General features: G+C 56.3%; 10 protein-coding genes. 7 read left to right on the forward strand and 3 right to left on the reverse strand.

Translation table 11 applies throughout. The features are described from left to right. Positions 1-85 precede the first annotated feature (85 nt). The 3 genes from AC6I8V_RS07390 to AC6I8V_RS07400 all read left to right on the forward strand — a co-directional run bounded on the left by AC6I8V_RS07390 (position 86) and on the right by AC6I8V_RS07400 (position 2,789). Entirely contained in the window at positions 86-2,299 is a 2,214-nt protein-coding gene (locus AC6I8V_RS07390) for a TonB-dependent receptor (RefSeq protein WP_497845235.1), read from the forward strand. A gap of 130 nt (positions 2,300-2,429) precedes the next feature. Next, complete coding sequence (locus tag AC6I8V_RS07395; protein WP_497845236.1) at positions 2,430-2,573, forward strand: hypothetical protein; 144 nt, start codon at positions 2,430-2,432, stop codon at positions 2,571-2,573. Positions 2,574-2,615: 42 nt separating this feature from the next. Continuing rightward, positions 2,616-2,789, forward strand: coding sequence for a hypothetical protein (locus tag AC6I8V_RS07400; RefSeq protein ID WP_497845237.1), 174 nt, complete (start codon positions 2,616-2,618; stop codon positions 2,787-2,789). On the opposite strand, the gene AC6I8V_RS07405 is transcribed toward AC6I8V_RS07400, so the two are convergent. Continuing rightward, complete coding sequence (locus AC6I8V_RS07405) at positions 2,786-3,946, reverse strand: glycoside hydrolase family 1 protein (RefSeq protein ID WP_497845238.1); 1,161 nt, start codon at positions 3,944-3,946, stop codon at positions 2,786-2,788. The two genes, AC6I8V_RS07400 and AC6I8V_RS07405, sit on opposite strands and share 4 nt — an antisense overlap. A 153-nt stretch (positions 3,947-4,099) precedes the next feature. On the opposite strand from AC6I8V_RS07405, the gene AC6I8V_RS07410 reads away from it, so the two are divergent. Further along, positions 4,100-5,560: a phospholipase D family protein gene (locus AC6I8V_RS07410; protein WP_497845239.1), complete on the forward strand. Its 1,461-nt coding sequence runs from the start codon at positions 4,100-4,102 to the stop codon at positions 5,558-5,560. Positions 5,561-5,591: 31 nt separating this feature from the next. Here the strand turns inward: AC6I8V_RS07410 and mdoC are convergent, their stop codons facing one another. After that, complete coding sequence (mdoC, locus tag AC6I8V_RS07415; protein ID WP_497845240.1) at positions 5,592-6,716, reverse strand: glucans biosynthesis protein MdoC; 1,125 nt, start codon at positions 6,714-6,716, stop codon at positions 5,592-5,594. 266 nt (positions 6,717-6,982) lie between these two features. Between mdoC and AC6I8V_RS07420 the strand changes: the two genes are divergently transcribed. The 3 genes from AC6I8V_RS07420 (at position 6,983) to AC6I8V_RS07430 (ending at position 11,733) form a co-directional block, all read left to right on the forward strand. Further along, positions 6,983-8,518 carry a glucan biosynthesis protein G gene (locus AC6I8V_RS07420; RefSeq protein ID WP_497845784.1) on the forward strand — a complete coding sequence of 512 codons (1,536 nt, stop codon included), beginning with the start codon at positions 6,983-6,985 and terminating at the stop codon, positions 8,516-8,518. Continuing rightward, complete coding sequence (mdoH, locus tag AC6I8V_RS07425) at positions 8,511-11,063, forward strand: glucans biosynthesis glucosyltransferase MdoH (RefSeq protein WP_497845241.1); 2,553 nt, start codon at positions 8,511-8,513, stop codon at positions 11,061-11,063. The genes AC6I8V_RS07420 and mdoH overlap by 8 nt, the downstream gene beginning before the upstream one ends. A 430-nt stretch (positions 11,064-11,493) precedes the next feature. Beyond that, positions 11,494-11,733 carry a YceK/YidQ family lipoprotein gene (locus AC6I8V_RS07430; protein WP_497845242.1) on the forward strand — a complete coding sequence of 80 codons (240 nt, stop codon included), beginning with the start codon at positions 11,494-11,496 and terminating at the stop codon, positions 11,731-11,733. A gap of 3 nt (positions 11,734-11,736) precedes the next feature. Here the strand turns inward: AC6I8V_RS07430 and AC6I8V_RS07435 are convergent, their stop codons facing one another. Next, positions 11,737-12,135 (reverse strand): MysB family protein, encoded by a 399-nt coding sequence (locus AC6I8V_RS07435; RefSeq protein WP_497845243.1) that lies wholly within the window; start codon positions 12,133-12,135, stop codon positions 11,737-11,739. Between the last annotated feature and the right edge of the window lie 48 nt (positions 12,136-12,183).

Genomic DNA, 12,183 nt, shown 5'->3' on the forward strand with positions numbered 1-12,183 from the left:
TTTGCTTGCATTAAGAACGGCGCTAAGCATAATCGCAAACCGCAATAATAATGATTCTCAGTAAATTTTGCATCAGGGGATATCCATGCGCAAAACAACGCCTTTCAATCCCGGACTGAAACCGACACTGCTGGCAGTAATGGTCAGTGCCGGTTGTTTGCCAGTGATGGCTGCTACGACCAACACCACGACGACTACCGCCGCTCAGGCGGCAAAAAATGAACAGCAAACGCTGACGGTGGTGGCAACACCGCAAACCGATTTTAAACCGGGCGGCGATCAGCTGGTGCCGGCCTATCTCGATGGTCAGATCGCCCACGGCGGCCGTCTCGGTATGCTGGGTGAACAAAATGCGATGGACGTACCGTTCAACGTGATTGGCTTCACCTCCAAAATGATTCAGGACCAGCAGGCGAAAACCATCGCTGATGTGGTGCGTAACGACGCCAGCGTGCAGAACGTGCAGGGTTACGGCAACTTCGCTGAAACCTATCGTATTCGCGGTTTTGAATTAGACGGCGACGATATGACGTTCGGCGGCTTGCCGGGCGTGATGCCGCGTCAGGTGGTTGATACCCAGTTAATTGATCGCGTTGAAATTTTCAAAGGGGCCAACGCCCTGGTGAATGGTGCGGCCACGTCCGGCGTGGGTGGGATGATCAACCTCGAACCCAAACATGCAGAAGATACGCCGATGGCGCGCGTGGGCCTCGACTACACCTCGTCTTCTCAGGTGGGAGCCTCGGTCGATGCGGGTCGTCGCTTTGGTGATAATAACCAGTTCGGCGTCAGGGTGAATGTGCTGGATCGTGAGGGGGATACCGCGGTTCACGGTGAAAAACGCCGCACCACCGCCGCTTCACTGGGTCTGGATTACCGCGGCGATCGCCTGCGCACCTCGCTGGATATGGGTTATCAGAAACAGACCTTCCACGGCGGTCGCATCGGCATTAACGTCTCTGGCCTGGATTTCATTCCTGCCGCGCCATCGGCCACGCATAACACCAGCCAGCCGTGGGTCTATAGCGATATCGAAAGCCAGTTCGGTATGGCGAAGGCAGAATATGACTTAACCGATAACTGGACCTGGTATGGCGCAGTCGGTGGTCAGCACTCCCATGAAATGGGCCTGTATGCCAGCCCGACGGTGCTGGATGCCAGCGGCGATGCGCAGTATGGCCGTCTGGATACTAACCGTATTCTTGATTCCTTCAGCGGCATGACCGGCATTCGCGGCAATTTCACCACCGGATTTATCACCCATAAAGTGAACTTCGGTTACTCCGCCGTGGTTAAGCGCGATAAAATTGCCTGGCGTTATGGCGGCCCGTCGGTCGATACCAATATTTACGACACGCCGACAACCGCCGTGCCGGAAAATACCTCTGGCAGCGGGGATTACAATGATCCGCTGACCACCAACAGAACCCGCACTCAGGGTTATCTGCTGAGCGATACGCTGGGCTTCTTCGACGATACCCTGCTGTTTACCGCTGGCGCCCGCCATCAGAAAGTGGTGGTGCGTAGCTACGATAACGACACCGGTGCCGAAGAGAGCGATTCCAATTTCGATGCCAGCCGCTGGATGCCAACGTATGGCGTGGTCTATAAGCCGTGGAAAGAGGTCTCTTTCTATGCGAACCATACCGAAGCCCTGCAACCAGGCAGCGCCGCACCGAACACCGCAGCGAACTACGGCAAGACCACCGGCATCGCCCATTCCAAACAGAACGAAGTGGGCGTGAAGGTCGATTTCGAACGCGTGGGCGGGGCGCTGTCGCTGTTTGATATCCGTAAGCCGAATGCCATCACCAACAGCGACAACGTCTATGCGCTGAATGGCGAGCAGCGTAACCGTGGCGTGGAGCTGAATCTGTTTGGCGAGCCGGTACTGGGCTTCCGCCTGAATGGCAGCGCCACCTGGGTGGATGCGCAGATTACCGAGTCCGCCAACGGCACGCTTAACGGTAAACAGGCGATCGGGGTGCCGCGTTACTACTTTGTGCTGGGCGCGGAGTACGATATCAAGCCGGTGGACGGTCTGACGGCCACGGCGTATGTGAACCATTCCGGCTCACAATATGCGGATGCGCAGAACACCAAATCGCTGGATAGCTATACCACCCTCGACCTGGGAATGCGTTACCGAACTAAGGTTAACGATCATGATATGGTCTGGCGTGTTGGTATGGATAACGTGACCAATGAGAAATATTGGGCCAGCGTAGAAAGCTACGGCTATTACATCTTCCAGGGCGAACCGCGTACCCTGAAAGTGTCAATGAGCTACGATTTCTAATCCTCCCTGCGGGGCGCATCTGCGCCCCGTTGTTAACGCATCCAGAAATAATTCTTCATCTTTTCCACTATTCCATTACACTCGATGCGGTAATCCTGCTGGTCGACCCCTTAATTTCTGTTGAGTTAACATGAGTTCACCTGCTCCACCCGACGATCACGACGAACCTATGCGGCAGCCGCTCGACGATGCGCAGTTTGCCATTGTGGTACTTGCAGTGACCTCGGTTACCCTTATAATCTTTGTCCTGATGATGACGTTATGGATGAGCTAAGGTCAGCTACGACGGGGATTGGAAGCCTGCAAGGAGATGTCGATGGAATCCAGAGATGACAAACTGATCGCCATTATCGGACTGCTTTCCGCCTGTCTGATTGGTGTGGTATTCCTGTTTACCATGACCTGGCTTACCGATGTGCGCCATCCCGCCGAACAATCGCTGGATGTCCAGACCTGCCCGCCGAAACACGCCACCACTCAGCAATCCTAATTCTGCTGACGCTTTTGCCACTTAATCTGCTGACTGCGTAACTCCAGCGCCAGGCCTTCGTGCAGCGTACGGTTGCCATTGGGATCGCCCAGCCCGAACAACGCGCCGGGTGAACGCCGATCGTCGGCCCACGCCGGATACTCCACCACCGGATAAAGCGAAATCCCCTCCAGCGCCACCCCCTGTTCCAGCGCGAGCATCGCCTCTTCACTTACCTGACGCAGCCAGGGGGCACGGGCATCGCCTTCGGCACCGGTTTCGGCCAGCAGCATCGGACGCTGATAACGTTGCCAGCACTGCAATAACAGACGATGCAGCGGCAGACGCGAGGGGTGATCAACCGGCAGCGGTTCGCCAGGGAAAAACCAGTGGTTATCCGGGTAGTAGTTCAGCCCAAGAATATCGAGAAAATCCTCGCTGCCGCCGAGTTCCGGGGCGTCCCGGCCAGCCAGCCAGTCCCAGGCTTCAAATTGCGCCTGATGCTGCGCATCGGCATAGGGTTTGCTGTCGGGTTTGGCCGGATCGGTAGCGACCTGCACCAGCGGATCGGTCAGCACAAAGCGCGCGTCCGGGTAGATCTCGCGAATCGCACGCATCGCCGCCAGAGACGCGCGCACCAGCTGACGCTTCAGCTCTTTGCCGCGATCGCTGGCATAGGGATTGAGCCAGGCTACATCGGCTCCGGCCCACGACCAGAAGGAGATCTGATTGATCGGCGTGAAAAAGGGCTGCTGCACCCCTTCGTCGCGCATCAGCTGGGCCATAGCGCGCGCGAAGCGTTCAAAATGATCAACAAACGCGGCGCTCCAGATATCGAGGTGGTCGGGATAACCAAAATGCGCCAGCTCCCAGATGATTTGCAGATCGTGACGCACCGCGGCATGGACCATCGGCAGAAAGGATCGCCAGTCATACTCACCAGGCGTGGCTTCAATCAGATACCAGCGCGCCCCATCGCGTGCGGTGCGCAGGCCTTCCTGCGCCAGGGCGGCATAATCTTTGTCCAGCAGCATGTCATGGCCGCTGCTGATCACCATATCCAGCCGCCGCCCACCGGCGCGACCAGCGGTGGAACAGGGAAAGCTGCCCTGAAAAAAGCTGCGAAACAGCCGGGGCTGATAGCGCGGGGATGGCGGATCAAGGGGATGCTGCGCCATTTTCCTCTCCTCACGGCGAATGTCGAATGCAGAAGGTTCCGCTAAGTCTAGACTAATTTAACAGCCTGCCTGCGACCGCAACCGGAAGCCTCTTATTGCGCTGCCCGGCACAGCCACCAACAATAAAAGAACGATTGGATTCAGGGAAAACGCATGAGCGAAGTCGCACCACGCCATTCTGAGGAACACAACCAAAACTGGCTCAATGATATTGCTGAGGCGCGTTGCGCGCGCCATCCGGGAATGAGCGGCATCCATCCCCTCAATGATGGGCTGGACGCCTTTGCGGCGCGCTATTTGCTGATGGGCATGGCCCAGCGCACGCTGGATGTGCAGTACTACATCTGGCAAAACGACATGTCTGGTCGCCTGCTGTTCAGCGCGCTGCTCGATGCGGCAGAACGCGGCGTTAAAGTGCGACTGCTGCTGGATGACAACAATACGCCGGGATTGGATGAAACCCTCGCCGAGCTGGATCGTCATCCCAACATTGCCGTCCGGCTGTTCAACCCTTTCTCCTTCCGCACGCTGCGGATGCTTGGTTATCTCACTGATTTTGCCCGCCTTAATCGCCGTATGCATAACAAAAGCCTGACGGTGGACGATGCCGCGACGCTGGTGGGCGGGCGTAATATTGGCGATGAGTATTTTGGCACCGGCGATGAACCGCTGTTTACCGATCTGGACGTGCTGGCGATTGGCCCGGTGGTGCAGGAGGTGGCGCAGGATTTCGACCGCTACTGGCACAGCAAAGCGGTGTCGCCGCTGCGCAGCGTGGTGGAGGTGAGCGGCGACCGGCATCAGGCGGTGCGCCTGCCCACGGCATGGCAGCACAGTGAGCCGGTGCAGCGCTATATGGCGCGGCTGGAACATTCGTCTTTTGTCAGTCAGATGGCGGAAGGTTCGCTGAGTATGACCTGGGCCGCCGCCCGTTTGCTGAGTGATGATCCGCGCAAAGGGCTGGGCAAAGCCAAACGATCCTCCCTGTTACCGCAGCGTATGCTGGAGGTGATTGGTACGCCGCAACAGCAGTTCGATATTATCTCCGCCTATTTTGTCCCGACGCGCGCAGGTGTGGCGCAACTGCTGGCGCTGAAGCGGCGCGGGGTGAAAATCGCCATTCTGACCAACTCGCTGGCGGCTAATGACGTCAGCGTGGTTCATGCCGGTTATGCCCGCTGGCGCAAAAAACTGCTGCGCCACGGTATCGCCCTGTACGAACTGAAGCCGCAGGCCAATGCCAGCGAAGCGCCGCACGACCGTGGTCTGACCGGTAACTCCGGCTCCAGCCTCCATGCCAAGACCTTCACCGTCGATAACCGCAAAGTGTTTATCGGTTCGTTCAATTTTGACCCGCGCTCCGCGGTGCTGAATACCGAGATGGGGCTGGTGATTGAAAGCGACGAGTTGGCGCAGAAAACCCATCAGCGGTTTATCAAAGGGATGCGCGATCGCGCCTGGAGCTTAACGCTGGATGGCTGGGGCAGGGTGAACTGGGTGGAGTATCCCGGTGAAGCGGGGGAAGTGGTGCATATCCACGAGCCGCAATGTACCTGGCTGCAACGTCTGCTGGTACGGCTGGTGTGGCGCTTACCGGTGGAGTGGCTGCTGTAAATAAAACGGGCCAGCTGAGCTGGCCCGACGGTTATTTGCGCTGAGGTTTCCCCGAGAACAGGAAGCGCAGCACCGGGATGCGCAGATGGATTTCATACAACGCAAACGCCACGCCAAACACCATCAACAGGCCGAGGAAAAAGCCCAGCGTATCGCTGCTGATCAGCGGGGTGATAAAGATCCCGTACAGCAGGGTGAGCGGATGGTGCACCAGATAGATAAACAGCGAGGCATTCACCAGATACATGATGCGGGGTGAGTGGCTGTTCAGCAGTTTATGACCGAAGCAGAAGCAGACATTCAGCATACACAGGCCCATCAGCGTTGAAATCACCGTGTCGATTTCGTACAGCCAGCCGTCGCCGCTGCTGTAACGCTGGTTCAGACTGTAGGCGATAAAGACCAGAATCGCGCCGAAGCACATCACCGGGTTAAAACGCACGAACAGTTTTTTCAGCGCCTGGTGTTTCCAGCTCAGCGCGCCCAGCATAAAGAACGGCAGGAAAAACAGCATCTGCATCACGGCGGTGCTGAACAGGGCGTCCATCAGCAGGTTGGGCTGGAAGAGAAAAATGAGGCGACGGAATACGCACCACACCAGCGCCCAGGCCAGCAGCGCCAGCGTCAGCTTGCCCCAGCCAACACGTTCATAATCAATGCGTCGCTGCTGACCACGCAGCCAGCGGAAGGTGATCATCCCCAGCGTGGTGAGGATCACCAGCACCACCAGAAACCACAGATGGGAGATCAGATCCCACATCACCGCATTGTATTTTTGATAAAGCGTGAAGCTGCCCCAATCTCCTACTTTGTCCGTGAGACTTTTCAGCATAAAAAACTGCGGCAGGGTGATAAGCGGCACGGCGGTCAGCAGCGGGATACCCACGCGCTCCAGACGCACCTTCAGCCAGCGCTGAGGTTGATAGCGCAGGTAAAGCATGTAGGAAAAATAGCCGGATATGACAAAAAACACCTGCATACGGAAGGCGTGAATAAAATCATTCAGCACCGTCAGCCACATCGAGGCGTCCTGGCTGTTCACCGACCATCGTTGTGTGGAGTAGATCAGAGAAACGTGGAAGGGCACGCCCAACAACATTAGATAAGCTCGAATCGAATCGAGAAAATATTCGCGTTCGGGTTTTGCTGCACTCATAAGCATCCAATAGTTTTTGTCCTGGCCGGTTTCGCCCTGAAACCGGATTATGCCGGAGTAAAATTCTACCTGCTGTAAACAGGGTATACTATCAGTTGATTCTGTATCGTTTAATTATCCGAAAAGCGCATTTTCAGCTTCCCAATGCGGGGAACAATCTTTTACATAAGCTGTCGGAAAACCGAATAATCCTTTAAGATAAGCGGGTTTGATCTAAGCACACGAAAGGGGGGGATGTGCTGACTAAAGTGAAAAATAAGGCCGGACTGATGAAGATGCGCTGGGTAGGTGCAGCAGTTCTGCTTGCGTTGTACGCGAACAATAGCTGGGCGTTCAACCTTGATGATGTAGCAAAACAGGCCAAAGCGCTGGCAGGTAAAAGTTTTGAAGCGCCAAAGAGCAACTTACCCTCTCAGTTTCGTGAAATGAAATTTGCTGACTATCAGCAGATCCAGTTTAACCACGACAAAGCCTATTGGGGCAAACTGCGTACGCCGTTTAAACTTGAGTTTTATCATCAGGGTATGTATTTCGACACCCCGGTAAAAATCAACGAAGTAACCGCGTCGACGGTACGTGAAATCAAGTACAACCCGGACTATTTCAACTTCGGCAACGTCAAACATGACGCTGACTCGGTGAAAAACCTTGGTTTTGCCGGATTTAAAGTACTTTATCCGCTGAACGAAAAGGGTAAAGACGACGAAATTACCAGCTTCCTCGGTGCCAGCTACTTCCGCGTCATTGGCGCAGGCCAGGTATATGGTCTGTCGGCTCGTGGCCTGGCGATCGATACCGCGCTGCCATCAGGCGAAGAGTTCCCGCGCTTTAAAGAATTCTGGATCGAGCGACCTAAACCGCAGGACAAGCAGCTGGTGATCTACGCACTGCTGGATTCACCGCGCGCCTCCGGGGCATACCGTTTTGTGGTACGTCCGGGCAAAGAGTCCACCGTTGACGTGGAATCCAGAGTTTATCTGCGTGACACCGTAGGTAAACTGGGCATTGCACCGCTGACCAGCATGTACCTGTTTGGTGCTAATCAGCCATCGCCGGTCACCAATTTCCGTCAGGAACTGCATGATTCCAACGGTCTCTCCATCCATGCCGGCAACGGCGAGTGGATCTGGCGTCCGCTGAATAACCCGAAACATCTGGCGGTGAGCACCTTCACCATCGAAAGCCCGAAAGGTTTTGGCCTGCTGCAACGTGACCGTGATTTCAGCCACTATCAGGATCTCGACGATCGCTACGACCTGCGCCCAAGCGGCTGGGTAGAGCCGTTGGGTGACTGGGGCAAAGGTCGTGTTGAGCTGGTGGAGATCCCGACCGCCGACGAAACCAACGACAACATCGTTGCCTTCTGGACACCGGAGAAGCTGCCGGATCCGGGCAAAGAGATGAACTTCAAATACCGTCTGCACTTCACGCGTGATGAGAACCTGTTGCACTCCGACGATATCGCCTGGGTGAAAAACACGCTGCGTTCTGCCGGTGATGTTAAACAGTCGAATCTGGTGCGTCAGCCGGACGGCACCATCGCCTTTACCGTCGATTTTGTCGGCAGAGCGATGAGCAAACTGCCGGAAAACACGCAGGTGGCACCACAGGTTAGCGTGGGCAATAACGCCGAAGTGGTTGAGCAGAGCGTGCGTTACAACCCGGTGACTAAAGGCTGGCGTCTGGTTCTGCGTCTGCGCGTGAAAGATAACAAGCAGCCGACGGAAATGCGTGCGGCGCTGGTTAGCGGCGACAAGACATTGACGGAAACCTGGAGCTATCAGTTACCTGCCAATGAATAAATCGACTTTTACACCTCAATCTTACGTGGAAGCCCTGCCGCTGGATGCGGCGGGGCGCGCACGTCTGAGTGCATCGCTACAAAATGCCCAGGCGTTCCACGCTATTCATTCGTCGCTGGGGCATGATAATGCCGCCAGCGAGCGCCCGGATGACGCGCCGCTCAAATCGGTGTCGGCCCGTGTGCAGATGGCCTGGCCGGATTCACTGGCTGAAGGTCAGCAGTTAAGCAAAGATTATCTCGACCGCACCACGCTGAAGGCGATGCCGAAGGTGAAGCGTTCGCTGATGTTCCCGGAAGCCTGGCGCACCAACCCGCTGGCACGCGCCTGGGATTCGCTGCGTGGCCATAAATCCACGCCGCGCTACACCACCGCCGAGGAGCAGAAGGCCGAGGAAAAATGGCGTCATGTGGGTTCGATGCGCCGTTATGTGCTGCTGATCCTGACCCTGCTTCAGACAGTGGTCGCGACCTGGTACATGAAAACCATTCTGCCGTATCAGGGCTGGACGCTGCTCGATCCGCTGGAGTTGTTCAACCAGAACTGGCTGCAATCGGTGGAGCTGATCCTGCCGTATATTCTGCAAACCGGCATTCTGTTCCTGTTTGCCATCCTGTTCTGTTGGGTGTCCGCCGGTTTCTGGACCGCGCTGATGGGCTTCCTGCAACTGCTGATTGGCCGTGATAAGTACAGCATCTCCTACTCAACGGTGGGCGATGAAGCGCTGAACCCGGAACATCGCACGGCGTTGATCATGCCGATCTGTAATGAAGACGTCGAACGCGTGTTCGCCGGTCTGCGTGCGACCTGGGAATCGGTCCAGCGCACTGGCAACGCCGAGCATTTTGACGTCTACATTCTCAGCGACAGCTACGATGCCGATATCGCCATCGCGGAACAGAAAGCCTGGATGGAGCTGGTTCGTGACGTGGGCGGCGCCGGCAAGATTTTCTATCGCCGTCGTCGTCGTCGCGTGAAGCGTAAGAGCGGCAACATCGATGACTTCTGTCGTCGCTGGGGCAGCAACTACAGCTACATGGTGGTGCTGGATGCGGACAGCGTGATGAGCGGTGAGTGTCTTACCGGTCTGGTGCGCATGATGGAAGCCAATCCGAACGCCGGTATTATCCAGTCGTCGCCGAAAGCCTCGGGTATGGATACGCTGTATGCGCGTTGCCAGCAGTTTGCCACCCGTGTCTACGGGCCGCTGTTTACCGCGGGTCTGCACTTCTGGCAGCTGGGCGAATCGCACTACTGGGGCCACAACGCCATCATCCGCGTGAAGCCGTTTATTGAACACTGTGCGCTGGCACCGCTGCCGGGCGAAGGGTCTTTTGCCGGTTCGATTCTGTCGCATGACTTTGTAGAAGCGGCGCTGATGCGTCGTGCCGGTTGGGGCGTATGGATCGCCTACGATCTGCCGGGTTCCTATGAAGAGTTGCCGCCGAACCTGCTGGATGAGCTGAAGCGCGACCGTCGCTGGTGTCACGGCAACCTGATGAACTTCCGCCTGTTCCTGGTGAAAGGGATGCACCCGGTGCACCGTGCGGTGTTCCTGACCGGGGTGATGTCGTATCTGTCGGCGCCGCTGTGGTTTATGTTCCTCGCGCTCTCCACTGCCTTGCAGGTGGTGCACACGCTGATGGAACCGACCTACTTCCTGCAACCACGCCAGCTGTTCCCGGTGTGGCCGCAGTGGCGTCCGGATCTGGCGATTGCGCTGTTCTCAACCACCCTGGTACTGCTGTTCCTGCCGAAACTGCTCAGCGTAGTGCTGATCTGGTTCAAAGGCGCGAAACCTTACGGCGGTGCCGTGCGGCTGTTCTTCTCGCTGCTGCTGGAGATGCTGTTCTCGGTGCTGCTGGCTCCGGTACGTATGCTGTTCCACACCGTGTTCGTGGTCAGCGCGTTCCTCGGCTGGGAAGTGGTGTGGAACTCACCGCAGCGTGATGATGATGCGACGCCGTGGAGTGAAGCTTTCCGTCGTCACGGATCGCAGATGCTGCTGGGCATTGTCTGGGCTGCCGGTATGGGCTTCCTCGATTTGAACTTCCTGTGGTGGTTGTCGCCGATTGTTTTCTCGCTGATTCTGTCGCCGTTTGTCTCGGTCATGTCGAGCCGCGCTACCATCGGTCTGAAAAGCAAACGTGCGAAACTGTTCCTGATCCCGGAAGAGTACGATCCGCCGAAAGAGTTGCTGGATACCGACAATTACCTGCAACTGAACCGCGAACGTGCGCTGAAAAACGGCTTTATGCATGCGTTGTTCAACCCGGCGTTTAACGCGCTGGCGACGGCAATGGCGACATCACGTCACCTGCATAGCCCGATTATCGACAATGCGCGCGATCGCCGCGTGGATCATGCCCTGAGCGAAGCACCGGAAAAGCTGAATCGCGAGCAGCGTTTGCAGCTGATTAGCGACCCGGTGGTGCTGGCGCGAGTGCATACCCGTCTGTGGGAAAATGCAGAGAAGTATCAGCAGTGGGTGGAAAGCTATAAAAAACTGAAGATTAACCCGCTGGCGTTGCAACAGCGCGCGTGATCTGACGGAGCTTAAACCCGGTTAAAAGCCGCTATCGTGTGCCGATAGCGGCTTTTTTCTTTGGTGCTGCGGAGAGCGGTGCCTCCAGGTGTGTATAAATACGCACCCTACAACGTCAGGTGCGGGGGATAAATACGCACGCGCTAATGCTACGTCCGGTTATAAATACGCGCGCGTCAATGTGACGTTCGGTTATAAAAATTGCACCCGGCAACGTCACATCCGGTTATAAATACGCGCCCAACAACAATCACATCCGGTTATAAATACGCACCCTGATGCGTAGGGGCGCCATTTATGGCGACCAGGCCGAAAAAACATGGCCTTTCGCTTACCGTTGCTCCGACTAACGCAATCTTTACGCTACCGGGTGTAGTTATTCACCCCCGGTGACGGTTAAAATAACGTCAGTCCATTGTGAGTAATTGTTGTGAATCGTTTCCTGAAATTAACTGTATTTAGCGCCGCCATTGTCATGCTTAGCGGCTGTGGCAGCATCATCAGTCGTACCGTGCCTGGTCAGGGGCACGGCAATCAGTATTATCCGGGGGTGCAGTGGGATGTCCGCGATGGCGCCTGGCGTATGCTGACCATCCTCGATCTGCCGCTGTCGCTGGTGATGGACACGCTGTTATTGCCGGTTGATGCCCATCACGGCCCGTACGAATAAGCCTTACGCCCAGCGGTCCGAATCACTGTTATCGTCTTCCCACTCGGCTGCTGCGGCTTCACCTTCTTCGGTGTCCGTCGGCGGCTCGAGCTGAAACTCCCCTTCATCCCACTCGTGCAGGGTATTTTCTGCCTGCCACTCCTGACGCAACTCCACTTCGTCAAAGTCGTCATCAAAAATCGCCTGGGCCGCCTCACCGCTGCGGATCGGCAGGCATTCACCTTGCTCATCCTCATCAGCAAAAAATTCGGCCTGCCACATGATGTCGCCATCCTGCATCACATATTTTTGCAGCGCGAACTGGCTGACTACGGCATCAGCCTCATCCAGTCCGGGCTGGCTGGAGAGAAACTCCTCACGCGCTGCATCAATGGCCTCTTCTAAGGTGGTAAACATGCTCATCGCAATCTCCTTGTCTGTTGAGTAGGGATTTCACAGAAGGATAGACGA

Source organism: Pantoea sp. X-Soil-TKNS-1207 (assembly GCF_059730485.1).

Excerpts from the sequence above, each read along its gene's own strand:
- AC6I8V_RS07390 (WP_497845235.1), top strand. The coding sequence starts at position 86 with ATGCGCAAAACAACGCCTTTCAATCCCGGACTGAAACCGACACTGCTG.
- AC6I8V_RS07395 (WP_497845236.1), top strand. The coding sequence starts at position 2,430 with ATGAGTTCACCTGCTCCACCCGACGATCACGACGAACCTATGCGGCAG.
- AC6I8V_RS07400 (WP_497845237.1), top strand. The coding sequence starts at position 2,616 with ATGGAATCCAGAGATGACAAACTGATCGCCATTATCGGACTGCTTTCC.
- AC6I8V_RS07405 (WP_497845238.1), bottom strand. The coding sequence starts at position 3,946 with ATGGCGCAGCATCCCCTTGATCCGCCATCCCCGCGCTATCAGCCCCGG.
- AC6I8V_RS07410 (WP_497845239.1), top strand. The coding sequence starts at position 4,100 with ATGAGCGAAGTCGCACCACGCCATTCTGAGGAACACAACCAAAACTGG.
- mdoC (WP_497845240.1), bottom strand. The coding sequence starts at position 6,716 with ATGAGTGCAGCAAAACCCGAACGCGAATATTTTCTCGATTCGATTCGA.
- mdoH (WP_497845241.1), top strand. The coding sequence starts at position 8,511 with ATGAATAAATCGACTTTTACACCTCAATCTTACGTGGAAGCCCTGCCG.
- AC6I8V_RS07435 (WP_497845243.1), bottom strand. The coding sequence starts at position 12,135 with ATGAGCATGTTTACCACCTTAGAAGAGGCCATTGATGCAGCGCGTGAG.